Source organism: Pseudomonas sp. SM4, from assembly GCF_051913165.1.
Taxonomy (GTDB): domain Bacteria; phylum Pseudomonadota; class Gammaproteobacteria; order Pseudomonadales; family Pseudomonadaceae; genus Aquipseudomonas.
On record NZ_JBODOE010000001.1, the window covers coordinates 428,569 to 453,205 of the forward strand.

Genomic DNA, 24,637 nt, shown 5'->3' on the forward strand with positions numbered 1-24,637 from the left:
AAATCGGCAGATTTCGGATGGCCGAGGCCGTGGCGGGGCCATGCAGGCGCCGTCCGGTTCGGTAGTTGTTGTTTTGGTTTCGGTGAAGCCTGGTGGTGAATCGCCGACATCATCCGTGTGTCGCGGAAAAGATCGCAGCCTGCGGCAGCTCCTACAGGGGAGCGGCGTCCATCATGTAGGAGCTGCCGCAGGCTGCGATCTTTTCGCCGTTAATGCTTGAACATCACATGCCGAACCGTGGTGTAGTCCTCCAGCCCATACATGGACATGTCCTTCCCGTAACCGGACAATTTCTGACCGCCATGCGGCATTTCGCTGACGAGCATGAAGTGCGTGTTCACCCACGTGCAACCGTACTGCAAGCGTGCCGACATGCGATGCGCGCGTCCTACATCCGCTGTCCACACCGAGGACGCGAGGCCGTAGTCCGAATCGTTGGCCCATTCCAGCGCCTGCGCTTCATCGGTGAATTTGGTCACCGAGACCACCGGGCCAAACACTTCGCGGCGAACGATTTCGTCGTCCTGCTGCGCATCGGCCAACACGGTTGGCTCGAAGAAGAAGCCGTTACCATCAACAGCCTTGCCGCCAGTGATCAAACGAATGTGCGACTGCGCCACAGCACGCTCGACAAACCCGGCAACACGATCGCGATGCTGTGCAGTGATCAACGGACCCAGCTCAGTCGAAGGATCGTCCTGCAAACCGTACTTTATGCTGCTGACCGCCGCGCCGAGCTTCTCGACGAACTTGTCGTAGATGCCTTGTTGCGCATAAATCCGGCACGCCGCCGTGCAATCCTGCCCGGCGTTGTAGAAACCAAACGTGCGAATTCCTTCCACCGCCGCATCGATATCGGCGTCGTCGAAGATGATCACTGGCGCCTTACCGCCCAGTTCCATGTGCATGCGTTTGACGCTGTCGGCAGTGCTGGAAATGATATTGGCGCCCGTAGCGATGGAGCCAGTCAGCGAAACCATGCGCACTTTCGGATGCGTAACCAGCGGACTACCAACGGTAGGCCCACGACCAAACACCAGATTGAGTACGCCAGCCGGGAAGATTTCCGACGCCAGTTCGGCCAGACGCAACGCGGTTAGCGGGGTTTGTTCCGAGGGCTTGAGCACCACGGTATTACCGGCGGCCAGCGCCGGGGCGATTTTCCAGGCGACCATCATCAGCGGGTAGTTCCACGGCGCGATGGAGGCGATCACGCCGACCGGGTCGCGACGGATCATCGAGGTGTGGCCGGGCAGGTATTCGCCACCGGCCGAACCGCTCATGCAACGGCTGGCACCGGCGAAGAAACGGAACACGTCGGCAATCGCCGGGATCTCGTCGTTGAGCGCGGCGCTGTAGGGTTTGCCGCAGTTGTCGGATTCGAGTTTGGCCAGCTCTTCGCCGTGGGCTTCGATGGCGTCGGCGAGTTTGAGCAGCAGCAGCGAGCGGTCTTTCGGCGCGGTTTGCGACCAGTTGGCGAAAGCGTTGTCGGCGGCGCGTACGGCAGCGTCAACCTGGGCTTCGCTGGCTTCGTTGATTTCTACCAGGACTTCGCCACGCGAAGGATTGAGCACCGGTTGCGCCGGGCCTTCGCCGGTGACCAGTTGGCCGTTGATCAAGAGTTTGGTTTGCATGTCTGTTGTCCTCTTTATTGTTCTGTCGAAACCGAACCCCCGTAGGAGCTGCCGAAGGCTGCGATCTTTTGATGTTGCTGTTGAAGATCAAGATCAAGATCAAGATCAAAAGATCGCAGCCTTCGGCAGCTCCTACATGGGGTTGGGTTTGTGGTTATTCGGTTATTTGCCGCCGCTGCCGGCGACGCTTTCGCCACCACGCGTCAGGTAGTACGCGCCGAGGATCGGCAGCATGGTCACCATCATCACCAGCATCGCGACGACGTTGGTCACCGGCACATCCCGTGGTCGGCTCAGTTGATTGAGCAGCCACAACGGCAGCGTGCGCTCATGCCCGGCGGTAAACGTGGTGACGATGATTTCGTCGAACGACAGCGCAAACGCCAACATGCCGCCGGCCAGTAACGCCGAGCCGAGGTTCGGCAGAATGATGTAGCGAAAGGTCTGCCAGCCATCGGCGCCGAGATCCATCGAGGCCTCGATCAAACTGTGCGAAGTGCGGCGCAGGCGGGCGATGACATTGTTGTAGACGATCACCACGCAGAAGGTCGCGTGGCCGACGATGATGGTGAACATCCCCGGCTCGATCCCCAGCGTCTTGAACGTCGCCAGCAGCGCGATCCCGGTGATGATCCCCGGCAGCGCAATCGGCAAGATCAGCATCAGCGAAATGCCCTGCTTGCCGAAGAAGTCACGGCGATACAGCGCTGCCGATGCGAGCGTGCCGAGCACCATCGCAATCAACGTGGCGATCGCTGCGATCTGCAATGAAAGCTTGATCGACTCCAGCACATCCGGCCGCGAAAAAGCCACGCTGAACCAGTGCAACGTGAAGCCTTTCGGCGGAAAGCTGAACGCGGCTTCTTCGGTGTTGAAGGCGTAAAGGAAGATGATCAGGATCGGAAAGTGCAGAAACACCAACCCGCCCCAGGCTGCGATTTTCAGGCCTAGAGAGGCATGCCCTTGTGATGAAGAGTCAGAGCGCATCGAAAGCCCCCAGTCGTTTGACGATGGACAGGTAAACCGCGATCAACACAATCGGCACCAGCGTGAACGCCGCCGCCATTGGCATATTGCCAATCGCACCTTGCTGCGCGTACACCATGCTGCCGACGAAGTACCCCGGCGGCCCGACCAGTTGCGGCACGATGAAGTCGCCCAAGGTCAGCGAAAACGTGAAGATCGAACCGGCGGCAATCCCCGGAATCGACAGCGGCAAAATCACCTGCATAAAGGTCTGACGCGGCTTCGCACCAAGGTCAGCGGAGGCCTGCAGCAGCGACGGCGGCAGACGTTCCAGCGACGCCTGAATCGGCAGGATCATGAACGGCAGCCAGATGTACACAAACACCATGAATCGCCCGAGGTGCGAGGTCGACAGAGTGCTTCCGCCCACCCCGGGAATCCCCAGAATGAACTGCAATACCGGCTCCAATCCCAAGTGCTGCACAAACCACTGCGCCACGCCGCCCTTGGCCAGCAGCAACGTCCACGCATAGGCCTTGACGATGTAACTGGCCCACATCGGCATCATCACCGCGATGTAGAAAAACGCCTTGGTCTTGCCCGTGGTGTAGCGCGCCATGTAGTAGGCGATCGGGAACGCGACGATGGCGCTGGCGATCGACACGACGATGGCCATGCTCAGCGTGCGCAGGATGATGTCGAAGTTCGATGGCTGAAACAGCGCGGCAAAATTCGCCAGGGTCAGGTCAGGAGTGACCGCCATGGTGAAGTCGTCGAAGGTGTAGAAACCCTGCCACAACAGCACCAGCAGCGAGCCGAGATAAATCGCGCCAAACCACAGCAGCGCCGGCACCAGCAGCATCGACAGATACAGGTTCGGCTTGCGGTAGAGCAGGTTGGAAAACCTGCGCAACGGCGGCGATGCAGTCATCGCGAGCGTGCTCATATCAAACCCCGCTCGCCACGGTGTCGTGCAGCGGAATCATCGCTTCCCGCGCCCAACGTGCGCTCAGGCGCTGGCCGGTCTGGTGTTGTGCGCTGCTGTCGATCCACTGGTTGTTGGCGTGACTGATGCTGAGGGTCTGGCCGTTCTCCAGCTTCAATTCATAACGGGTGGCGCTGCCTTGGTACTGGATGTCGTGGAGCAGGCCGCTGACTTCGATTTCGTGACTGGCGAGTGGGCCTTCGGCGAAACGCACGTGTTCCGGACGGATTGAAAACGGCTGCGGGTGACCGCTGATTTCACGCGCCAGATCGCCGCGAATCACGTTCGAAGTGCCGACGAATTCAGCCACGAATGTAGTGGTCGGCTTCATGTACAGATTGCGCGGCGTGTCGACCTGTTCGATGCGACCCTTGTTGAACACAGCGACGCGATCAGACATCGACAGGGCTTCGGTTTGATCGTGGGTGACGAAGATGAAAGTGATGCCGAGCTGGCGTTGCAGCTTCTTCAATTCGCTTTGCATTTGCTCGCGCAGTTTCAGATCGAGCGCACCCAAAGGCTCATCGAGCAACAGCACGCGCGGGCGATTGACCAAGGCGCGGGCGAGGGCGACGCGCTGGCGCTGACCGCCGGACAACTGCACCGGTTTGCGCGCGCCGTAACCGCCGAGGGCGACCATGTCCAAGGCTTCTTCGGCGCGTTCATGCCGTTCGGTTTTGCCGACGCCTTTGACCTTCAAACCGTAGGCGACGTTGTCGAGGACGTTCATGTGCGGGAACAGCGCGTAATCCTGAAACACCGTGTTGACGTCACGCTGGTACGGCGGCAGACCGGCTGCTTCAGCGCCGTGAATGCGGATCGAGCCGGCGCTCGGTTGTTCGAACCCGGCGATCAGGCGCAGGCAGGTGGTTTTGCCCGAGCCGGAGGGGCCGAGCATGGAAAAGAACTCGCCGTCCTCGATATCGATGGAAACCCGGTCAACGGCCTTCACTTCGCCGAACTGTCGGGAAACGTTGGTGAACTGGACTGCAAGCGTCATGGTGCGGTGCTCCGGTAAAGCGGGCTTTCAAAAAAAGTCGTGTGTGCGTCGAAAAGATCGCAGCCTGCGGCAGCTCCTACAGGAGAGCGGTGCCATTGATCGTTCCCACGCTCTGCGTGGGAATGCAGCCTGTGACGCTCTGCGTCATTTCATGCGAATGGACGCGGAGCGTCCGGTGATGCGTTCCCACGCAGAGCGTGGGAACGATCGGCACGTAGGCAGGTGTCAGCGGCCGCCCATGATCGCGATGTAGTCCTGCGTCCAGCGGCTATACGGCACAAATTTGCCACCTTCAGCCTGCGGGGTTTTCCAGAAGGCGATCTTGTCGAACTGGTCGAAACCGTTGGTCTTGCAACCCTCAGCGCCAAGCAATTCGCTCTCCTTGCACGCCGCTGGCACGGCTGGCAACGAACCAAACCACGCCGCCACATCGCCCTGGACTTTCGGTTTCAGCGACCAGTCCATCCACTTGTACGCGCAGTTCGGGTGCTTGGCCTCAGCGTGCAACATGGTGGTATCAGCCCAACCCGTGGCGCCTTCTTTCGGAATGGTCGACGCGATCGGCTGCTTTTCGTTCATCAAACCGTTGACCTGATACGGCCACGCGCTCGACGCCACCACGCCTTCGTTTTTGAAGTCGCTCATCTGCACCGTGGTGTCATGCCAGTAGCGGTGGATCAGCGGCTGCTGCGCGCGCAACAGATCGAGCACGGCTTTGTACTGGTCTTCGGTGAGTTGGTACGGGTCTTTGATGCCCAGTTCAGGCTTGGTCGACTTCAGATACAGCGCCGCGTCGGCGATGTAGATCGGGCCGTCATACGCCTGCACGCGGCCCTTGTTCGGCTTGCCATCGGGCAGATCCTGCGCGGCAAACACCACGTTCCAGCTGGTCGGCGCGGTTTTGAATACGTTGGTGTTGTACATCAACACGTTCGGGCCCCACTGGTACGGGGTGCCGTAAGTCTGGTTGTTGACCACGTACCACGGCGCGTCTTTGAGGCGCGGGTCGAGGGTGTTCCAGTTCGGGATCAACGCGGTGTTGATCGGTTGCACACGCTTGCCGACGATCAATCGCAGCGAGGCATCGCCCGACGCGGTGACCAGGTCGTAACCGCCCTTGGCCATCAGGCTGACCATTTCGTCAGAGGTGGCCGCTGTCTTCACGTTGACCTTGCAGCCGGTTTCCTGCTCGAAACCGGTCACCCAGTCATAGGCTTTATCGCTCTCGCCACGTTCGATGTAACCCGGCCACGCAACGATATCCAGCTGACCTTCGCCAGCACCGACAGCCTTAAGCGGCTCGGCAGCTTGCAGGCTGGCGCTGGCCAGCAGGGCCGTGGTGATTGCACTGAGCAGTGCGGTCTTGTGCACGAACATGGTTGAACCCTCTTCTTTAAATTATGGTCGGGGCAGTTGTGAACGCGGTGAAGCATGCCGTTGGCGGCTTGTTATTAGCGTAGTCAGAGATGCTGGCCGTGGCGGGCCATGATGTGCCGCACCACGCTGTAGTCCTGAAGCGAATCACTGGATAAGTCTTTGCCGTAACCGGAGCGTTTCAGCCCGCCGTGGGGCATTTCGCTGACCAGCATGAAATGGCTGTTGATCCACGTGCAGCCGTATTGCAGACGCGCGGCGACCTGCATCGCTTTGTCCAGATTCTGCGTCCACACCGACGAGGCGAGGCCGTACTCGGAATCGTTGGCCCAGTCGACGGCCTGCGCGAGTTCGTCGAAGCGAGTCACGGTAACCACCGGGCCGAACACTTCGCGCTGGACGATTTCATCGCTCTGTTTGCAACCGGCGAGCAAAGTCGGTTGATAGTAGAAACCGGCGCCGGAATGCACCGCCGCGCCGGTCACTCGCTCAATGTGCGGCTGGCCGAGGGCGCGTTCGACGAAACTGGCGACGCGGTCGCGCTGGCGGGTGCTGATCAGCGGGCCGATCTCATTGTCGGCGTCACGTTTGCCGGCGAAGCGCAGGCTGCTGACGGCGGCGCCAAGTTCGGCAACCAATTTGTCGTGAATCCCGGCCTGCGCGTAGATCCGGCAGGCGGCGGTGCAGTCCTGCCCGGCGTTGTAGTAACCGTACGTGCGTACGCCATCGACCACGGCTTGAATGTCGGCGTCGTTGCAGACGATCACCGGGGCTTTGCCGCCGAGTTCGAGGTGCGTACGTTTCAGGGTTTTGGCGGCGGCCTGGAGGATTTTCTGCCCGGTGACGATATCGCCGGTCAGCGAGACCATGCGCACCTTGGCGTGGCCGACCAAATGGCTGCCGACGCCTTCGCCGCCACCGCAGATGATATTGATCACCCCGCGCGGAAGGATTTCGGCCAACGCTGGCGCCAGTGCGAGAATCGACAGCGGCGTATGTTCGGACGGCTTGAACACCAGCGTGTTGCCGGCGGCGAGGGCCGGGGCGATTTTCCACGCGGCCATCATGATCGGGTAATTCCACGGCGCAATTGAGGCGACCACGCCAATCGGATCGCGACGCACCATGCTGGTGTAGCCCGGCAGGTATTCGCCGCTGAGCTGGCCGGTCTGGCAACGCACGGCGCCGGCGAAGAAACGGAACACATCCACGGTCGCGGTCAAATCATCCTGACGTGCCAGGTGCAACGGCTTGCCGCAGTTCAGCGATTCGAGGCGGGCGAGGTGATCGGCGTGTTTTTCGACGGCGTTGGCGATGTCGAGCAATAGGTTTGAACGTTGCTGCGGCGTGGTGCGCGACCATTCGGCGAAAGCGCGGTGGGCGGCGAGGATGGCGGCTTCGACTTGCTCGGTGCTGGCCTCGGCGATGTGCGTGAGAATTTCACCGGTGGCCGGGTTGATAATCGGCTCGACAAAACCTTCCCCAGCGACCAATTCGCCGTCGATCAACAACGCGGTACACATCGGGGTCTGCGCGCCAGCCATTTTCCGCGATCTCTTTTCTTGTGTGGCCATTGTTGCTCCCTGATATCGGGAGCCGACCGTCTTATAGATGCAGCAAGACTAGTGCGCGGCTCCGAGGTCGACAAATTCTAAATACTGAAGGCAGCATTCGATTAAATAGATGGCTTGCGCCCGCCGTGGGGTTGTTCGCGGGCGACGGTCAGGAATGGATCGACGAGAGCGGGGCGCGCGGTGCCACGGCGCCAGGCCAGGCCTACGTCGAGGGTCTGGTTGAGGTCGGCGATGGGCCGCGCTTCGATGATGTCGCCCTCCAGTGACCAGGGGCGATAAGTCATGTCTGGCTGGATCGATACGCCCAAACCCGCCGCTACAAGGCTCCGCACCGCTTCGGTTGAAGCGGTTCTCAGGGTGATCTTCGGTTGCAGTCCGGCGCCGCGCCACAGGCGTTGGGCGTTGCGATCCATTTCATCGACGTTGAGTTGAATCAACGGCTCGCGGGCGACGTCGGCGAGGTTGATGCTGTCGTGCTCCAGCAATGGATGCTGGGCCGGGAGCCACAAACGGTGCGGCGAGTGGGTCAATACTTCAGTTTGCAAGGCGTGGCGATCTTCGAGGTTGGAAAGAATCAAAACGCCAACGTCGATCTCGCCGCTGACCAGCAAATGCTCGATGTACGGGCGCTCGTCTTCCATTACGCGGATCTCGACATTGGGATACGCGCGCTGAAAACGGGTAAGCAGATCCGCCAGGTAGTAACCGGCAACCAGACTGGTCACGCCGACGATCAACTGCCCGGCGACCTGATCGGTGCTCTGCTGCAGGCTGCGTTTGGCGTTGTCCACCGTTGCAAGAATCAGGTGCGCCTGGCGCAGGAACTGATGACCTTGGTGCGTAAGAGTCATGCCTTTGGCGTGACGGCTGAACAGGCTGACGCCAATTTCCTCTTCCAGTTGCTGGATCGCCAAGGTCAGGGTCGATTGGGAAATGAATGCGGTTTGCGCGGCGGCGGAGATCGAGCCGGTCTCGGCCACAGCGATGAAGTGACGGATCTGACGCAGGGTCATCATGACGAGGCTACCCAGTGGGCGGTTTTTATAGATTGGCTTGAGTGTATATCTATTTTTACGAAGGATAGTCCGCTGCCGAGCAACATCTGGAAGCACACTCGAATTCAGGGCAGGGGCACTTTCGAACTAGGCTGAGGGCCTTATAGATCCGGATAACCCCTGTTTGGAGGCGGAACATGAACACCCGTGGATTGCTCGATCAACTGCTCAAGTCCGGTCAGGATCTGTTGCAGAACAAGGCCGGTGGCACGCAGAACAAACAGGCTACCGGTGGCCTGGGCGGTTTGCTTGGCGGCGCTTCTGGCTCCGGCGGTCTCGGCAGTCTGCTGTCAGGCGCAGGTGGCGGTGCGTTAGCGGCTGGCGCGATGGGCTTGTTGCTCGGTAACAAGAAAGTGCGCAAGGTCGGCGGCAAAGTCGCGATTTATGGCGGCCTCGCGGCGCTGGGCGTGCTGGCTTACAAGGCTTATGGCAACTACAACGCGCAAAAAGGCACCGCCCCACAAAGTGAACCGCAGACCCTCGATCGTTTGCCACCGGCGCAGGCCGAACAACACAGCCAGGCCATTCTCAAGGCGCTGGTTGCTGCCGCGAAGGCCGACGGCCACATTGATGACCGCGAACGCGAACTGATCGAAGGCGAATTCACCAAACTCGACAACGACCAGGAACTGCAACACTGGCTCCACGCCGAACTCAACAAACCCCTCGATCCCACAGACGTTGCTCGCGCTGCGAGTACGCCGGAGATGGCGGCAGAAATGTATATCGCCAGTGTGATGTTGGTGGATGAGGGAAACTTTATGGAGAAGAGCTACCTGGATGAACTGGCGCGGCAATTGAAGCTGGAGCCGGGGTTGAAGGTGGAGTTGGAGAAGCAGGTGCGACAGTCGAACTGAGGCGCTACATCATCCGGGCCGATGAACGTCATCAAAATCATCGGCCTTCGGAGTAGCAACTATGCCTTTCGCTTCTTGAGCGCGGTAATACGCCTCAATCGTCAACGATGGATCGATACGCGCTTTGACGATGCAAGCTTCCTTTTGCCATGGATACTCTTGCAGTTGCTTGGACAGAGTTTTCAGGCCGCCTGTGGCCCATCCTTTTTCTGACTGATCTCTCCATCGACGTGGGTTGCGGCCTGTTTTTACATCATGGGCCGCAGTCACGGGATCAAGATGGCGACTTTGCTCAAGCGCAGGCAGGTCAGGCAACGGCTGTGTGACATCCATGTAACGCTGCAGACAATCCCAAAACGCGAGTGCGTTCGACTGATCCAATCCCAGCGAGTGAACCTTGGTCGCCAAGCAAATTTTGTTATCCGTATAACGGTGATGCAACCACAGAGCATAGTCATGGGAGCCAAAGCCATTAGGAAGCAGTTGAAGCACTGGGTCAAACTCTTCAAACGGTGCAACGAATAGCTGACGGAAGCGCCTTTTGAATCTGAGCATGCCATCAGTTCGATTGAACTCGCTGCCATCATGCGTGCTGATTTTGCTATGAGTCCACAATAATGCGTCGGTGCCGAGAGAGGCTACGAAATATAGAAAGGCGCCTGCCCATAGGGCGATACACATTGAGTTTGCACTGAATAATGAGCCTTGCATCCAATAGGTAGTCATTGCACCGGCTACAAATCCCAAGATTTGCATGTAGTGAGCAAATTTATTTCCCTTCATGAATAACACGAGAGAGGTGAGCATCAAAATGGCGGTGGAAATACCAATGAACGCACCTCCTGCAGTGCCAGGGTTGCCATATCCTAGCTCTGCTCCTATAGAACCAAAGACCCCTAGAACCCACGGTGCCCAGATGAACGAATAGCAAACAAGCTTAAGTACGAAAAAAGAATGGGCGACTTTGCTGGAGTTTTGAAATTTCCAGCGTTTATTGCTGCAATAGGTTTCTTCGTCGTGATCGCTTTTTTTATCCCTGACCAAGAGTCTGATAGTTTCAAGTTGAGAACTGACTTCTACCTCCGGCTCTAAATTAGCGTAATTGCCAAACGCCAAGTGAGTGTTAAACATCCCGGTCCGGTTTGCATCTTCCGTGCTGCGAGGTGGTGGCAAAGGTTTTTTGCTGTTGCTTCGATATGCTCCATTCGCATAGATTTTATCTAGTTCAGTAATCATACTTTAGACTCGATTGTTTCAATCTGCCAATAAGCGGGTGCATCCTCGGGAGGAATGTTATCCGGAGGTGTTTGGCGATCTTTAATAGTAAATGCTTTCCATTTTTTTGGACTAGGTTGAGGCAGCACTAAAATATCTTCTGTTTCGTTAACGCTGAGTTCAAATTGCGCGCTGATTTTAAGCCCCTCAGTCATTTCGAAGCTGTAGCGTTGCAGTGGAGTGAGGTGCGCAACGGGAAGGCTAGGTGACAGAATGTACAGTACGCTGGTCGCATCGAGTGGTAAGGCAGAGATCTTTGGATTAACCGCCGGTACACGGTTATACCGTTTGACAGCTAATAATCCAGACCTCTCTAGTTTGCTTTGGAATTCCTGTGCGATTAATCGGAACTTTTTATCATTTTCAAACATTGACAATAGAGGTGAACTCAAAACTACAGCCCAGTCATTGTCATTCAGTAATTGCTTTTCAGGAAGCACGCATTCCAGTGCTGAGTCAGGCTTTTTTGACCGATTGTTATCTGCGCTTTGTAATGCGATTCGGTGAGCGGTAGGCGCCTTCTTGCGCCATTCAGATAAACGCTCAACAAAGATTTGGGGTCTCCCGATGATGCCAAGAAGTTGCTGGTAAGCTATTTTCTGGTCTTTTAAATGTGTAAAGATATCACTCTTGCCAATGAGGCTGTCTAACATTCCCGCCTCGGCAAATTGAACGCCAAAAGGGCCTTTTTTTACGATAATTTCAGTATCGCTGTCAGTGAATATATTCGCAGCAATTGTGCCGCCGATAGTCATTACTACGCCAGCAAGCAAGATGTATGGATTTACAATCAGGCCTAATCCATAAGCGCCCCACAGGCCACTGCCAACTGCAACAACTCCATACGCTGCGGCTGCATCAGTATCGCCTTGACTGAATGATCGGTAGCTGTCCCATCCACCAAGCACCGCTCCTCCAAGCGTTGCAATACCACCTACCGAGCGGAGTAATGGTAGTTTTGAACTACCCGTTTGATTTTTTAAGTTTCGCGCCCAGTTTGTAGAGATTTTTGCTATGTCAAATCGCGGCTTGGTTAACTTTCGCTCCATCGTTGAGCCGAATAGTAGCTTGCTGTGACTTCCCAGTGCTGCGGATAAATCCAGTGTTGCGCTGGCTATTCCTGCGCTGCCTCGAAGTGCCTCATTGCTGGCGCTAAGGTCTTTGTAAGCTTTTATCTGTGCCCAAATATTATATGTTGCAAACGCTACCATTAATGTTGGTATTGCTTTGTTTTTTTCCAGAGCTTGTGTTGTTGAGCTCATTTGTAAACGAAAGGCGCTGTAGCTTGCCAAGTCTGGATGGTCTTTTGGTATTGCAATTACAGTTAAATTCGGCAAGCTGGGACGTGACGAACGACCTGTTCGTGGACTTGTGCTACCTAAAATTTCACCTGATTGATTATGCAGCGTCGCATAGCGATAACTTTTTCTCGTTAATGCCTGGCGTTCGACTTCAGTGAGTCCGCCGCGCAAACCAGCGCCTTGTACACCAATAACGACATAATCCTGTGCGAGCGCTTGGCCTTGTTGCATCAGTTTTATTGTTGCTACTTTTGGGAGCAGTGCTGAAAGTGTCGAGAATGCGGGCGTGAATATCCGGTCAAGCTGAATTTTTGAGGCGTCTTGAGATATTCGGCTAATTTGCGCTACTACGCTTGCACCAAAATTATCGAATAAGTCAGCGAGAAAATAAATGAAACCCTTCCCCGCACTTGGCTGATCCACTGCCCCGGTCAACGTAGATGTCAGGATCAAAGTACTTAGCCCGGTCAATGCTGGGTCGGGCGCTTGGGGGGTTTTTCTAAGTTTGATAATTCGTTTTATCGTTTCTGGAAGCTGCTCCTGATTTTTTGCTAATAACAGTGAGCCAAGCGGGTGCTCACCTTTCAATATGGACTCGCAGATGCGATTTGAGGACGCAGTAATCTCTTTGTATCCTTGGCCGGTGTACATTGCATCGCAACGATTCGGTAATTGATTGAGCGCCTCAAGTATTTCGGTCATTAAGCTGTAAGGCTCTAAGAGACCCTCATCATTTCTATAACACCAGTCGAGAAGGACTGTATGCAATTTTTTGTTAGTTACGTCAATAAGGCGAGACAGTAGTGTTGCCAATTTATCTCGACATTTTTTTCGCTCGTTTTCGAATACCACACTCTGTAATTTGGGCAAATCGACCTTGTCTTTTAAATCGGCTAATGGCCCTGCGAGCGCGCTGTACAAAACCTGAGCATATTGTCCATGTTGCTGATGGGGAACAAGAGCATTCAGAGTCTGCAGATAATCAACACATTCGCGAATTTGCGCCGTCGCGTGGCGCACTTCGTATAACGGATCGTCGAGAATCATCCCAATCAGATGCGGGTAACCACGCAGTCCGTTTTGGGTTAGCAAATCCTCTCCTGCCTCTAGGGTCGGTAGAGCCGGCGGTGGCGTGCGTTTGATTTTTTGAGCAAGTTCTTCTTTGCGCTTTTGCAGCTTCATGATTAACGCATCGGGTTTAAAGGCTGCGAAGTCCGGCGTGAACTCCGCGGGATCTTCCATCGCTGCTTCAATGCTGAAATCCCGAGAGCGCAGACCCTTGGTCAGTTTTTTGATCGGAGTTGCGGGATGAATCTGAGTAGCTTTCCAGTGCGTGGTTTCACCCGCTGTTGCCGCCCAAGCGGAGGCCATATTTTGGCTACGGGCCTTTATGCGGTTTGGGTCTTCTTCCAGCCAGGTGATGTATTCCCACGTCCATGAGACTTCACTGAACGCCATGCTCAATTGTCGACCGACAAAGCGGCCTTGAAGGAACATCGGTACCAGTATCAGTTGCTGCTTGACGCCCACCGGCTCGCGGTTATCGGCGTTGCCTTTTTTTTCTGCGACTTTACGCCAATGGGTTAAATCGACTTCGGACAGTTGCCCTTTGCCGTCGGTGACCAGTTCACGCCACACCTTGTTGTTCTGAAAAACGTAGACGCGTCCCGCACGTGGTACACCGCCCTGAAGAGTTTCATTGAGCTTGTCGTGTCCCGGCAGGCGGGCGAGAGGTGTGATCGCAAGCAAGGTGTTTTGCTGGTACTTGTCCAGCTCTTCGGTGGTCTTCGCGTCCACCATGATCGGAATCTGCAGTTTGCCGCCATCGGTACGATCCACGCTAAGTGCCAGCCGCGATTTTTGATCGTTCTCGTAGTCGGTCTTCTTGCGCGTCCCTTCAGTGATGGACTTGTCCTTGAACTCACTCATGCCTTGTCCTCTGGCCCCAGCAATTGCAATTGGCTACCTAAATCGGGATCTCCCCACACATCGACGATGAGCGCTTCTTTGCCCTTTTCGCTGGTGGTTCTCGGTGCTGCCGTGTTGATAGGGGCATTCCCCAGCGTTTTCCCCACGGGCGCGGTGTCTGCCGGCTTGGGAGGGACAGGAAGTATTGCAGCAGCGCCTGTTCCGCTTCCGGGCCCACCTCCGGAGTTCAGGTTGATCACCGGCCCGCTCAGTGTAACGCCACCGGCATCGATCTTGATAAAGCTGCCCCCACCGATCAGCGTCAGCTCTGCTCCCGCTTCCAGCACGACCTTGATGCCACTATCAAGGTGAATTTCCTGCCCCGCATCCATGAACTGCCCGGTCCCAATCTTGATGTGCTGATTCACCCCCACCGTCAGGTGATCACTGGCCTGCGCCTCAACCTTGCGATCTTCATAAACCGTGTGATGTTCTTCAGCCTTGAACTCGCTGTAGCTGTTCTTTTCAACGGTGTCGTGCCGCTCGTTGCCCACCCGAATCTTCTGGTCGTGCTCAATGTTTTCATCCCAATCCCGCTGGGCGTGCAGATAAATCTGCTCCTGACCTTTTTTGTCTTCGATGCGCAGTTCGTTGTAACCGCCACCGCCCATCGAGCTCAGGGTCTTGAACGTGCTGCGCGTCTTGTTCGCCGGCAGTGCGTACGGGACGGTGTTTTCCTTGTGGTACAGGCAGCCGCTGATCAGCGGCTGGTCGGGGTCGCCTTCGAGGAAGGTGACCAGCACTTCCATGCCGATGCGCGGGATGGCGATGCCGCCGTATTGGGCGCCGGCCCAGGCGCTGGAGACGCGTAGCCAGCAGCTGGTTTTGTCGTCGGCCTGGCCTTCGCGGTCCCAGTGGAACTGGACTTTGACGCGGCCGTATTCGTCGCAGTGGATTTCTTCGCCTTTGGGGCCGGTGACCACGGCGCTCTGGCTGCCGAGGATTCTTGATTTGGCGTGGCGCAGAGGCGGGCGGTTGGGCACGTCCCACGGCGTGGCCTGGAAGCGGTTGCGGTAGCCCTGGTGGAAATCGTCTTTGAGGGCGGTGGTGTCGCTGGTCACCGATTCTTCCAGCACTTGCGGCTGTTTGCCTTCGTGGTGGACTTCGGTGAGCAGCCAGAGGTCGTTCCACTTGGCTTTCGGGTGTTGGGTCAGGGCGAGGAAATGGCCGCTGACCAGCAGCGGTTGGTCGCTTTTGCCTTCGGCCAACTGGAAGTCGCTGCGGTGGCGTTCGAGGGCGCGTTTGGCCAAGTGTTTGCCGCGCGCGCGGTCGATGAAACGGCCGGGGTAGTCGTAGTCCTCGAGGTCGGGCAGGGCGTCGCCACGCTGTTCGCTTTCGAGGGTGAGGCGCGGTTTTTCGAAGTCGTAATCGCGGCGCGTGGTGCGGCTGGTGCGGGTTTCCAGGCGCAGGTCGAAGCGCTTGATCACCGGGTCGCTGGCGACCATGCCGGAATCTTGCTGGTAGGCCACGGGCTGAAGTTTCGGGAACACCGTCTGGTCATCGCCGAAGATCAGTTTGTGCGCCGTGGCGCTGTGCTGGAAGTGGTAGTGAATGCCTTCTTCTTCGCACAGGCGCTGGATGAAGTCTAGGTCCGATTCGTCGTACTGCACGCAGTAGATGCGCTCAGGGTAGACCGCGCCGGTCTGGAAAGCGTAGGCATTGCTCTGGATGCCGTGTTCTTCCAGCACCTGGCTGATGATTTTCGGCACACTGAGGTTCTGGAAGATGCGCTGGTTGATGCGGTGCGCGAGGTACGCCAGTTGCGGGCGCAGGGTCAGCGAATAACGCGTCAGGCGTTTGCCCGAATCGCCCTGCGCGGCGCGGTAGATTTGGCCGTGGATGCCGCTGCCGTCGGGCGACAGTTGCAGAAAGGCCGGTTTGTGCAGGAGGGTTTCGAGGTCCAGCGACGGTTTTTCACTGACCAGTTCCACCTCGAACACGAAGGGCTGGCTGATGGCTTCCCGGCCTTGCAGGGTAAACACCTGAAAGTCGGCGGGGAGACCTTCGATGGTCAGGGCAAAGTGGGTTTCATTGGCCGGCGCGAACATCCGTTGTTCCTCGTGCTGTACAGCGGCGCTCGTCGACGGCCGCGAAAGCGGGTCAACGTACGCGAAATTCTGGAAGGCGAAAACAACATCGACCAGCAGAGCTGGCCGATGTGTGAAGCGATCAGCCGTAATTAAACGACTGGAGCACGCCAGTCATCGGAACCCGAAGTACCGGATACTTCGTGGGTCCAGGTGATTTTACGGTAGGTGAACTGCACTTCTTCCAGGTGGGTGAAGTGCGAGTTGCCTGGATCCTGGCAGTTGTGCATTTTGTTGTTGATGGCGACGATGATCGCGTCTTCCAGTTTGGTGGTGTAGTAGTGCTCTTGAGTACCTTGAGCCGAAGTACGGAACCACTGGATAACGATTTCGCTCATGCGCTCGCCCGAAGTCAGAGCAGCTTGCAGCAGCGGCGAAGCCTTGTCGTAGACCTTGGTGATCACAACTGGCTTGTGAACGCGTTGGCCGGTTGGCTGACCGGATTGCGGGTCACGCGGGATGATCACGTCGTGGCTGAAAGCCTGAACCATCACTTGGTCTTCGTGGCCTTCCTGGTAGGTGTTGCCTACGGAGTCAGCGGTGAATGCGCCTGCAGTGATCAGGCCTTGTTTTTCGCCGGTAACCGACATGTACGCTGGTGTTGCCATGGGGTGCTCTCCTTGCGGAATAATTTAAGGTGCCCGGGAGGCGAAATCGCCCGGTGGGTGCCTGACTGTTATCAAGGACCATGCCAGCTTTTGCCAAGTCCCCGGCAGCCGGGGGTTAGACTGCTCTAGCCTGCGGCTTTGCAGTTTTTTGGCAGGCGAAACAGGGTAAAAGTGCGCAAGAAGTTGCGCAGTACTGCGCAACTTCTTGCGCACTCGTCTGTAGGCCACGTGGGACGTGGGCTGTAGAGGAATTGATGGGTGAAAATTGAAAACAAGTGCGCAACTTCTTGCGCACAATGGCTCGTGGCCACCATCGCGAATAAACCGTCCGTTCAGAAATGACCGATCCAGCGCCCCTTTCTACCAGTCTGTCACTGGCCAGTTGACCTTCGCTTGCTGGAAAGTCCCAAGCCAGAGCCCGTGCCGGTTTAGCCGCGGCGGGTGCGAGGGTTAAAAAGCGTCTTATAAATGAAACACCGCCCTCGGCTATACTCCCCGCATTTCGACCTAGGCACGAGGAATCACTGTGAAGAACTGGACGTTGCGCCAACGCATTTTGGCGAGCTTTGCGGTGATTATCGCCATCATGTTGCTGATGGTGGTGCTGTCGTACTCGCGACTGTTGAAGATCGAAGCCAGTGAAAACAGTGTCCGCGACGATGCGATTCCCGGTGTCTATTACAGCTCGATGATTCGTGGTGCCTGGGTCGACAGCTATCTGCAGACTCAGGAATTGCTCGGCCTCAAGGAAGGTCAGGGCATCAGCAGCGAAGACGCTGCCGAGTACAAATCCTTTGAGAACCGTCTGCAGGAGCAGATGGAGAATTACCGCAAGACCATGGCGACCGACGAGGACCGTAGCGAATTCGCCGCCTTCGTGAAGTACCACGATAACTACATGCAGATTCAGGACGCGGTGCTTGATTTGCACAAGCGCAATCTGGAAGCCGATGCGGTGAAGCTGTTCCACGAGAAGCTCACGCCGGCGTGGTACAGCGGTCGTACGAAACTCAACGACATCATCGGCGAAAACAAGAAAGTTGCCGATCAGGCCATGGCCAATATCGACGATGCCGTGGCCGCGGCCAAAGTCAGCATGTTCGTTTCCCTGCTGGTTGCGGTCTTGGCTGCCGGTCTCTGCGGTTTGCTGCTGATGCGCGCGATCATGGCGCCGATGAACCGCATCGTGAAGATCCTCGAAACCATGCGCACCGGCGACCTCAGCTCGCGCCTGAATCTCGACCGCAAGGACGAATTCGGCGCCGTCGAAACCGGCTTCAACGACATGATGACCGAGCTGACCTCGCTGGTGTCCCAGGCCCAGCGCTCGTCGGTGCAAGTGACCACGTCGGTCACCGAAATCGCTGCCACCTCCAAGCAACAACAAGCCACCGCTACCGAAACTGCTGCGACCACCACTGAGATCGGCGCGACCTCCCGCGAGATTGCTGCCACCTCGCGCGATCTGGTGCGCACCATGACCGAAGTATCGACCGCCGCCGATCAGGCTTCGGTACTCGCCGGTTCCGGCCAGCAAGGCCTGGCGCGCATGGAAGACACCATGCACTCGGTGATGGGTGCCGCCGATCTGGTCAACGCCAAACTGGCCATTCTCAATGAGAAGGCCGGCAACATTAATCAGGTGGTGGTGACCATCGTCAAAGTCGCCGACCAGACCAACCTGCTCTCGCTCAACGCCGCGATCGAAGCGGAGAAGGCCGGTGAGTACGGTCGCGGTTTTGCCGTGGTCGCCACCGAAGTGCGACGTCTGGCGGATCAGACCGCTGTCGCCACCTATGACATCGAACAAATGGTTCGCGAGATTCAGTCGGCGGTATCGGCCGGTGTGATGGGCATGGACAAATTCTCCGAAGAAGTGCGCCGCGGCATGTCCGAAGTGCAGCAGGTCGGCGAGCAGCTGTCACAGATCATCCATCAAGTGCAGGCGCTGGCGCCGCGGGTGTTGATGGTCAATGAAGGCATGCAGGCCCAGGCCACTGGCGCCGAGCAGATCAACCATGCGCTGGTGCAGTTGGGCGATGCCAGCAGCCAGACCGTCGAGTCGCTGCGTCAGGCCAGTTTCGCCATCGACGAACTGAGCCAGGTGGCCGTCGGGCTGCGCAGCGGCGTTTCGCGATTCAAAGTCTGATGAGCGACATCATCGCCAAACGCGGTGCCGCGCCCGTGGCGAAGCCGGCGCTGTTCCTGCTGTTTCGCATCGGCAGCGAGCGTTACGCCTTGCGCGCCACCGAAGTAGCGGAAGTGCTGCCGCGCCTGCCATTGAAAGCGATTGCCCGCGCGCCTCAATGGGTCGCCGGAGTGTTCGCCTATCGCGGCGCGGTGGTGCCAGTGATCGACCTCAGCGCGCTGACGTTCGGCCAATCGGCCGAGGCGCGCACCAGCACGCGGCTGGTGCTGGTGAACTACCGCCCGGACGCCACGCAAGCGGCGCAATGGCTCGGGCTGATCCTCGAACAGGCCACCGATACCCTGCGCTGCCATCCGCAGGAATTTCAGCCTTACGGTCTCGATAACCGTGAGGCGCCGTACCTCGGCCCGGTGCGCGAAGATGCGCAAGGGCTGGTGCAATGGGTGCGGGTCAATGACTTGCTCGATGAGTCCGTGCGTACGCTGTTGTTCCCCAATCCACCGCTGGACCCGGCGCAGCTTGAGGCGCAGCCATGAGCAGTGATCAGCGCTTTTTCGACTTCCTCAAGGAACGCATCGGCCTTGATGTGACCTCGGTTGGCCCGGCGATCATCGAGCGCGCGGTGCGGCAGCGCACGACGCTCTCGCAGGCCGCGCATGCCGATGAGTATTGGCAACTGCTGCAAGGCTCGCGCGATGAACAGCAAGCGCTGATCGAAGCAGTGATCGTCCCGGAAACCTGGTTTTTCCGTTACCCGGAATCGTTCGCCACCCTGGGCAAGCTGGCGCGAAATCGCCTCAACGAGCTGAATAACATGCGCGCCTTGCGCATTCTCAGCCTGCCGTGTTCCACCGGCGAAGAACCCTATTCGATTGCCATGGCTTTGCTCGATGCCGGGCTCAAGCCGCATCAGTTCAAGGTCGATGGCATGGACGTCAGCCCGCTGTCGGTAGAAAAGGCGCGGCGGGCGCTGTACGGCAAGAACTCGTTTCGCGGCCAGGATCTGGACTATCGCGAACGGCATTTCAGCGCCGAGCAGGACGGCCATCGGGTCAATGAAAATGTCCGTGAGCAGGTGCGTCTGCAAGTCGGCAATGTGCTTGATCCGGCGCTGCTGGACAGCGAGCCGGCGTTCGATTTTGTGTTCTGCCGCAACCTGTTGATCTATTTCGATCAGCCCACGCAGAAGCAAGTGTTCGAAGTGCTCAAACGCCTGACGCATGTCGACGGCGTGCTGTTTATCGGCCCGGCCGAGGGCAGTCTGCTCGGGCGTCTGGGCATGCGTTCGATCGGCATCCCGCAGTCTTTTGCGTTCAGTCGTCATAGCGATCCGCATCCCGAGCCGCTGCCGACGCCAAAACCTGTCACGTTGCCGATCAGCCCAGCGCCACGCAGCCCGTCGCCGCCTCCGGTGCGCAATCGGCCGTTCAGCGCAGTAACGCCACTGCCGATCACCCGCAACAGCGCCAACCCGGACGCGGCAGCATTGCTGGCGAACATTGCCGCGCTGGCCAACGAAGGCAAAAGCGCCGAAGCACGCGCCGCGTGTGAACAGTATTTGCGCAGCCATGAGCCGGTGGCTCAGGTGTTTTACTGGCTCGGCCTGCTCAGCGATGTCGCCGGGCTGACCCTCGAAGCCCAGGGTTTCTACCGCAAGGCGCTGTACCTTGAACCGCAACACCCCGAAGCGTTGATGCACCTGGCCGCGTTGCTGCAGGCCCAGGGCGACAGCGCCGGTGCCAGACGATTGCAGGAGCGCGCTGCCCGCAGCGGCCGCACCGCCGACAGTGAGCGTAAACGATGATCGCGTCCGACACCTTGAACGTCACCCACGAAGACGCCCGGGCCATCGACGATTGCTGGAACCGCATCGGCATCCACGGTGACAAGTCCTGCCCGCTGCTCGAAGAACATATTCATTGCCGCAATTGCTCGGTGTATTCCGCCGCCGCCACGCGTCTGCTCGACCGTTACTCGTTGCAGCAGGATGAGCGCGATCCGGTGGCCAGCGCCGTCGAAACGGATGTGAAAACCCGTTCGCTGCTGATGTTTCGCCTCGGCGAAGAATGGCTGGGGCTGGCCACGCGCAGTCTGGTCGAGGTCGCGCCGCTGCAGGCCATTCATTCCTTGCCGCATCAGCGCTCACGGGCGTTGCTCGGCGTGGCCAATGTCCGCGGCGCGCTGGTGGCGTGTCTGTCGCTGGTTGAATTGCTTGATCTGGACGGCAGCGCTGCACCGGCCAGCAGTGGGCGAATCATGCCGCGCATGTTGATCATCGCCGCCCATGGCGGGCCGGTGGTGGTGCCGGTGGATGAGGTCGACGGCATACATGCCATCGACGAGCGCATCCTTGATGCCGCCTCGCAATCCGGTGAGCAAGCCAGTGCCAAATTCACCCGTGGCGTTTTGCAGTTTCGCGGTCGCAGCCTGCGTTGGCTGGATGAAGAACAGTTGTTGTCCGCCGTGACCCGGAGCCTTACATGACCCCCGAGCAAATGCGCGACGCCTCATTGCTGGAGCTGTTCAGCCTCGAAGCCGAAGCGCAGACCCAAGTGCTCAGCGCCGGGCTGCTGGCGCTGGAACGCAATCCGACCCAGGCCGATCAACTCGAATCGTGCATGCGTGCGGCGCACTCGCTCAAGGGCGCGGCGCGGATCGTTGGCATCGACAGCGGTGTCAGCGTCGCGCATGTGATGGAAGATTGCCTGGTCAGTGCGCAGGAAGGGCGGTTGTTGCTGCGCCCGGAACACATCGACGCGTTGTTGCAGGGCGCCGATTTGCTGATGCGCATCGCCACCCCTGGCAGTGCGCCGCAGCCGAGCGATATCGAAACGTACGTCGCGTTGATGGGGCGCCTGCTCGATCCATCAGCGCCGCCCGTGCCCGTGGCGGCACCGCTCATGGCCGAGTTGCAGCTTGAAGCGCCGCCCGCGTCTTCTATAGACGTGCCGGTCGAACCTTCCGAGCAGCCACCGTCACGCAAAGGCAAACGTACCACTGAGGGCGGCGAACGCGTTTTGCGCGTTACCGCCGAACGCCTCAACAGCCTGCTCGATCTGTCGAGTAAATCGCTGGTGGAAACCCAGCGCCTCAAGCCGCATCTGGCGACCATGCAGCGCCTCAAGCGCATGCAGAACAACGGCCTGCGCGCACTGGAAAACCTCAACGTGCACCTCAAGGAACACGCGCTGAGCCTTGAAGCGCTGGAGGCGCTGGAAGATGCGCGGCGCTTGCTCGCCGAGTCGCAACAACTGCTGAGCGAGAAAAACGCCGAGCTCGACGAGTTCGCCTGGCAGGCCAGCCAGCGCGCGCAGGTGCTTTACGACACCGCATTGGCCTGTCGCATGCGGCCGTTCGCCGATGTGCTCAGCGGCCAAGTGCGCATGGTCCGTGACCTCGGTCGCAGCCTCGGCAAACAGGTGCGCCTGGAGATCGAAGGCGAGAAGACTCAAGTCGATCGTGACGTGCTGGAGAAGCTCGAAGCGCCACTGACCCATTTGCTGCGCAACGCGGTCGATCACGGCATCGAAACCCCGGAGCAGCGACTGCTCAAGGGTAAGCCGGAAGAAGGCCTGATCCGCTTGCGCGCCTCGCACCAGGCCGGTTTGCTGGTGCTGGAGCTGAGCGATGACGGCAATGGCGTTGATCTGGAAAAGGTTCGCCGCAGCATCGTCGAGCGGCAGTTGTCCCCAGCGGAAACGGCGGCGCAGTTAAGCGAAGAAGAATTGCTGACGTTCCTGTTCCTGCCGGGTTTCAGCCTGCGCGATACGGTCACTGAAGTGTCCGGTCGCGGTGTCGGGCTCGATGCTGTGCAACACATGGTTCGGCAACTGCGCGGCGCCGTGGAGTTGGAGCAGACGGCGGGCGAGGGCAGTCGTTTCCATCTCGAAGTGCCGCTGACTTTGTCAGTGGTGCGCAGTCTGGTGGTGGAAGTCGGTGAAGAAGCCTATGCCTTCCCGCTGGCGCACATCGAACGCATGTGCGATCTGGCCCCTGAAGACATTGTCCAGGTCGAAGGTCGTCAGCATTTCTGGCACGAAGGTCAGCATGTCGGCCTGGTCGCGGCCAGCCAGTTGCTCAACCGCCCGGCGAGTCAGAACAGTGGCGAAACCCTCAAGGTCGTGGTGATCCGCGAGCGTGATGCCGTCTACGGCGTGGCAGTCGAGCGCTTCATCGGTGAGCGCACGCTGGTGGTCTTGCCACTCGACGAACGTCTGGGCAAAGTGCAGGACATCTCCGCCGGGGCCTTGCTCGACGACGGTTCGGTGGTATTGATTGTCGACGTCGAAGACATGCTGCGGTCGGTGGACAAATTGCTCAATACCGGTCGCCTCGAGCGCATCGCCCGTCACGGCAATCAAGCCGCCGAGGCCGCGCGCAAGCGGGTGCTGGTGGTCGACGACTCGCTGACCGTGCGCGAGTTGCAACGCAAGCTGCTGCTCAACCGTGGCTACGACGTCGCGGTGGCGGTGGACGGCATGGACGGTTGGAACGCATTGCGTTCGGAGGACTTCGATTTGCTGATCACCGACATCGATATGCCGCGCATGGACGGCATCGAACTGGTCACCTTGCTGCGCCGCGACAACCGTCTGCAATCGCTGCCGGTGATGGTCGTCTCGTACAAGGATCGTGAAGAGGATCGCCGCCGTGGCCTGGACGCCGGGGCGGACTATTATTTAGCCAAAGCCAGTTTTCATGACGACGCCCTGCTCGATGCAGTGGTCGAGCTCATCGGAGGAGCGCGGGCATGAAGATCGCAATCGTCAACGACATGCCAATGGCGGTGGAGGCCCTGCGTCGTGCATTGGCCTTCGAGCCGGCGCATCAGGTGGTCTGGGTCGCCCGCAATGGCGCCGAGGCGGTGCAACTGTGCGCCGAAAACACCCCGGACCTGATCCTGATGGATCTGATCATGCCGGTGATGGATGGCGTCGAAGCCACTCGCCGGATCATGGCCGAAACCCCGTGCGCCATCGTCATCGTAACCGTCGACCGCCAGCAGAACGTCCATCGCGTCTTCGAAGCCATGGGCCACGGCGCGCTGGATGTGGTCGACACCCCGGCCCTCGGTGCCGGCGACGCACGGGAAGCCGCCGCGCCGTTGCTGCGCAAGATCCTCAATATTGGCTGGCTGATCGGCGACAAGGCACCGCGCTCGCGCCCGGCACCGACACCGCAGCGCAGCTCGGGCTCGCGCCAGCGACTGGTGGCGATCGGTTCATCGGCGGGCGGCCCGGCAGCGCTGGAAGTGTTGCTCAAGGGTTTGCCCCGGGACTTCTCGGCGGCGATTGTGCTGGTGCAGCACGTCGATCAGGTCTTTGCCGCCGGCATGGCTGAATGGCTGGCCAGTGCCAGCGGCCTGGATGTACGTCTGGCCCGCGAAGGCGAGCCGCCGCAAGCCGGCGCGGTGCTGCTGGCCGGCACCAACCATCATATTCGTCTACTCAAGAACGGCACGCTGGCCTACACCGCCGAACCGGTCAATGAGATCTATCGGCCCTCCATCGACGTGTTTTTCGAAAGTGTCGCCAGTTACTGGAACGGTGATGCGGTCGGGGTTTTATTGACCGGGATGGGACGCGACGGCGCGCAAGGGCTTAAGCTCATGCGCCAACAGGGTTACCTGACGATCGCGCAGGATCAGCAGAGCAGTGCGGTGTATGGCATGCCCAAGGCCGCCGCTGCGATCGATGCCGCCGTAGAAATTCGCCCCTTGGAAAAGATAGCGCCACGATTGCTGGAGATTTTCCCCAAATGAACCGACTTATCCGCAATCCTGGCCCGCGCAGTACTCAGGTGAC

The 24,637-nt window shown here is 58.6% G+C and carries 18 protein-coding genes; 7 read left to right on the forward strand and 11 right to left on the reverse strand.

Annotation, left to right across the window (positions count from 1 at the left end; translation table 11 throughout):
- Positions 1-209 precede the first annotated feature (209 nt).
- The 7 genes from ACQ4MY_RS01910 to ACQ4MY_RS01940 form a co-directional block, all read right to left on the reverse strand.
- Positions 210-1,634 (reverse strand): gamma-aminobutyraldehyde dehydrogenase, encoded by a 1,425-nt coding sequence (locus ACQ4MY_RS01910; protein WP_440093415.1) that lies wholly within the window; start codon positions 1,632-1,634, stop codon positions 210-212.
- Positions 1,635-1,796: 162 nt separating this feature from the next.
- A complete protein-coding gene (locus tag ACQ4MY_RS01915; RefSeq protein ID WP_016986393.1) occupies positions 1,797-2,621 on the reverse strand; it encodes an ABC transporter permease in 825 nt (274 codons plus the stop codon).
- Positions 2,611-3,531 (reverse strand): ABC transporter permease, encoded by a 921-nt coding sequence (locus ACQ4MY_RS01920; RefSeq protein WP_440093650.1) that lies wholly within the window; start codon positions 3,529-3,531, stop codon positions 2,611-2,613. Before ACQ4MY_RS01920 ends, ACQ4MY_RS01915 begins: the two co-directional genes overlap by 11 nt.
- Positions 3,532-3,547: 16 nt before the next feature.
- The gene (locus ACQ4MY_RS01925; protein ID WP_440093417.1) at positions 3,548-4,585 is read right to left on the reverse strand and encodes an ABC transporter ATP-binding protein; all 1,038 of its coding nucleotides are present in this window, start codon (positions 4,583-4,585) and stop codon (positions 3,548-3,550) included.
- A 225-nt stretch (positions 4,586-4,810) separates the two neighbouring features.
- Entirely contained in the window at positions 4,811-5,962 is a 1,152-nt protein-coding gene (ydcS, locus tag ACQ4MY_RS01930; RefSeq protein WP_158829609.1) for a putative ABC transporter substrate-binding protein YdcS, read from the reverse strand.
- Positions 5,963-6,045: 83 nt separating this feature from the next.
- Complete coding sequence (locus tag ACQ4MY_RS01935; RefSeq protein WP_440093419.1) at positions 6,046-7,503, reverse strand: gamma-aminobutyraldehyde dehydrogenase; 1,458 nt, start codon at positions 7,501-7,503, stop codon at positions 6,046-6,048.
- A 131-nt stretch (positions 7,504-7,634) separates the two neighbouring features.
- Positions 7,635-8,549: a LysR family transcriptional regulator gene (locus tag ACQ4MY_RS01940; RefSeq protein WP_007967749.1), complete on the reverse strand. Its 915-nt coding sequence runs from the start codon at positions 8,547-8,549 to the stop codon at positions 7,635-7,637.
- Positions 8,550-8,725: 176 nt separating this feature from the next.
- Here ACQ4MY_RS01940 and ACQ4MY_RS01945 point away from each other — a divergent pair, with 176 nt between their 5' ends.
- Positions 8,726-9,445, forward strand: a complete 720-nt coding sequence (locus ACQ4MY_RS01945) for a tellurite resistance TerB family protein (protein WP_440093421.1) — start codon at positions 8,726-8,728, stop codon at positions 9,443-9,445.
- A gap of 9 nt (positions 9,446-9,454) precedes the next feature.
- On the opposite strand, the gene ACQ4MY_RS01950 is transcribed toward ACQ4MY_RS01945, so the two are convergent.
- The 4 genes from ACQ4MY_RS01950 to ACQ4MY_RS01965 form a co-directional block, all read right to left on the reverse strand.
- Positions 9,455-10,126: a hypothetical protein gene (locus ACQ4MY_RS01950; RefSeq protein ID WP_440093651.1), complete on the reverse strand. Its 672-nt coding sequence runs from the start codon at positions 10,124-10,126 to the stop codon at positions 9,455-9,457.
- A 551-nt stretch (positions 10,127-10,677) separates the two neighbouring features.
- On the reverse strand, positions 10,678-13,950 hold the full coding sequence (locus ACQ4MY_RS01955) for a hypothetical protein (RefSeq protein ID WP_440093423.1): 3,273 nt from the start codon (positions 13,948-13,950) through the stop codon (positions 10,678-10,680).
- Positions 13,947-16,037 (reverse strand): type VI secretion system tip protein TssI/VgrG, encoded by a 2,091-nt coding sequence (gene tssI, locus ACQ4MY_RS01960; protein ID WP_440093424.1) that lies wholly within the window; start codon positions 16,035-16,037, stop codon positions 13,947-13,949. Before tssI ends, ACQ4MY_RS01955 begins: the two co-directional genes overlap by 4 nt.
- Before the next feature lie 131 nt (positions 16,038-16,168).
- Positions 16,169-16,684: an Hcp family type VI secretion system effector gene (locus tag ACQ4MY_RS01965; protein WP_007919523.1), complete on the reverse strand. Its 516-nt coding sequence runs from the start codon at positions 16,682-16,684 to the stop codon at positions 16,169-16,171.
- Between the two features lie 526 nt (positions 16,685-17,210).
- Here ACQ4MY_RS01965 and ACQ4MY_RS01970 point away from each other — a divergent pair.
- The 6 genes from ACQ4MY_RS01970 to ACQ4MY_RS01995 are packed head-to-tail and all read left to right on the forward strand — an operon-like array spanning position 17,211 to position 24,594.
- On the forward strand, positions 17,211-18,833 hold the full coding sequence (locus ACQ4MY_RS01970) for a methyl-accepting chemotaxis protein (RefSeq protein WP_008086589.1): 1,623 nt from the start codon (positions 17,211-17,213) through the stop codon (positions 18,831-18,833).
- Positions 18,833-19,369, forward strand: a complete 537-nt coding sequence (locus ACQ4MY_RS01975; protein ID WP_150646943.1) for a chemotaxis protein CheW — start codon at positions 18,833-18,835, stop codon at positions 19,367-19,369. Before ACQ4MY_RS01970 ends, ACQ4MY_RS01975 begins: the two co-directional genes overlap by 1 nt.
- The gene (locus tag ACQ4MY_RS01980) at positions 19,366-20,637 is read left to right on the forward strand and encodes a CheR family methyltransferase (RefSeq protein WP_440093426.1); all 1,272 of its coding nucleotides are present in this window, start codon (positions 19,366-19,368) and stop codon (positions 20,635-20,637) included. Before ACQ4MY_RS01975 ends, ACQ4MY_RS01980 begins: the two co-directional genes overlap by 4 nt.
- Complete coding sequence (locus tag ACQ4MY_RS01985; protein WP_008086595.1) at positions 20,634-21,317, forward strand: chemotaxis protein CheW; 684 nt, start codon at positions 20,634-20,636, stop codon at positions 21,315-21,317. Before ACQ4MY_RS01980 ends, ACQ4MY_RS01985 begins: the two co-directional genes overlap by 4 nt.
- Positions 21,314-23,587 carry a hybrid sensor histidine kinase/response regulator gene (locus ACQ4MY_RS01990; RefSeq protein ID WP_440093428.1) on the forward strand — a complete coding sequence of 758 codons (2,274 nt, stop codon included), beginning with the start codon at positions 21,314-21,316 and terminating at the stop codon, positions 23,585-23,587. The genes ACQ4MY_RS01985 and ACQ4MY_RS01990 overlap by 4 nt, the downstream gene beginning before the upstream one ends.
- Positions 23,584-24,594 carry a chemotaxis response regulator protein-glutamate methylesterase gene (locus ACQ4MY_RS01995; RefSeq protein ID WP_008086599.1) on the forward strand — a complete coding sequence of 337 codons (1,011 nt, stop codon included), beginning with the start codon at positions 23,584-23,586 and terminating at the stop codon, positions 24,592-24,594. Before ACQ4MY_RS01990 ends, ACQ4MY_RS01995 begins: the two co-directional genes overlap by 4 nt.
- The last annotated feature ends 43 nt before the right edge of the window (positions 24,595-24,637 follow it).

What these genes read in the sequence shown, in the direction of transcription:
- ACQ4MY_RS01910 (WP_440093415.1), bottom strand. Translation starts at nt 1,634, where the DNA reads ATGCAAACCAAACTCTTGATCAACGGCCAACTGGTCACCGGCGAAGGC.
- ACQ4MY_RS01915 (WP_016986393.1), bottom strand. Translation starts at nt 2,621, where the DNA reads ATGCGCTCTGACTCTTCATCACAAGGGCATGCCTCTCTAGGCCTGAAA.
- ACQ4MY_RS01920 (WP_440093650.1), bottom strand. Translation starts at nt 3,531, where the DNA reads ATGACTGCATCGCCGCCGTTGCGCAGGTTTTCCAACCTGCTCTACCGC.
- ACQ4MY_RS01925 (WP_440093417.1), bottom strand. Translation starts at nt 4,585, where the DNA reads ATGACGCTTGCAGTCCAGTTCACCAACGTTTCCCGACAGTTCGGCGAA.
- ydcS (WP_158829609.1), bottom strand. Translation starts at nt 5,962, where the DNA reads ATGTTCGTGCACAAGACCGCACTGCTCAGTGCAATCACCACGGCCCTG.
- ACQ4MY_RS01935 (WP_440093419.1), bottom strand. Translation starts at nt 7,503, where the DNA reads ATGGCTGGCGCGCAGACCCCGATGTGTACCGCGTTGTTGATCGACGGC.
- ACQ4MY_RS01940 (WP_007967749.1), bottom strand. Translation starts at nt 8,549, where the DNA reads ATGATGACCCTGCGTCAGATCCGTCACTTCATCGCTGTGGCCGAGACC.
- ACQ4MY_RS01945 (WP_440093421.1), top strand. Translation starts at nt 8,726, where the DNA reads ATGAACACCCGTGGATTGCTCGATCAACTGCTCAAGTCCGGTCAGGAT.
- ACQ4MY_RS01950 (WP_440093651.1), bottom strand. Translation starts at nt 10,126, where the DNA reads ATGTGTATCGCCCTATGGGCAGGCGCCTTTCTATATTTCGTAGCCTCT.
- ACQ4MY_RS01955 (WP_440093423.1), bottom strand. Translation starts at nt 13,950, where the DNA reads ATGAGTGAGTTCAAGGACAAGTCCATCACTGAAGGGACGCGCAAGAAG.
- tssI (WP_440093424.1), bottom strand. Translation starts at nt 16,037, where the DNA reads ATGTTCGCGCCGGCCAATGAAACCCACTTTGCCCTGACCATCGAAGGT.
- ACQ4MY_RS01965 (WP_007919523.1), bottom strand. Translation starts at nt 16,684, where the DNA reads ATGGCAACACCAGCGTACATGTCGGTTACCGGCGAAAAACAAGGCCTG.
- ACQ4MY_RS01975 (WP_150646943.1), top strand. Translation starts at nt 18,833, where the DNA reads ATGAGCGACATCATCGCCAAACGCGGTGCCGCGCCCGTGGCGAAGCCG.
- ACQ4MY_RS01980 (WP_440093426.1), top strand. Translation starts at nt 19,366, where the DNA reads ATGAGCAGTGATCAGCGCTTTTTCGACTTCCTCAAGGAACGCATCGGC.
- ACQ4MY_RS01985 (WP_008086595.1), top strand. Translation starts at nt 20,634, where the DNA reads ATGATCGCGTCCGACACCTTGAACGTCACCCACGAAGACGCCCGGGCC.
- ACQ4MY_RS01990 (WP_440093428.1), top strand. Translation starts at nt 21,314, where the DNA reads ATGACCCCCGAGCAAATGCGCGACGCCTCATTGCTGGAGCTGTTCAGC.
- ACQ4MY_RS01995 (WP_008086599.1), top strand. Translation starts at nt 23,584, where the DNA reads ATGAAGATCGCAATCGTCAACGACATGCCAATGGCGGTGGAGGCCCTG.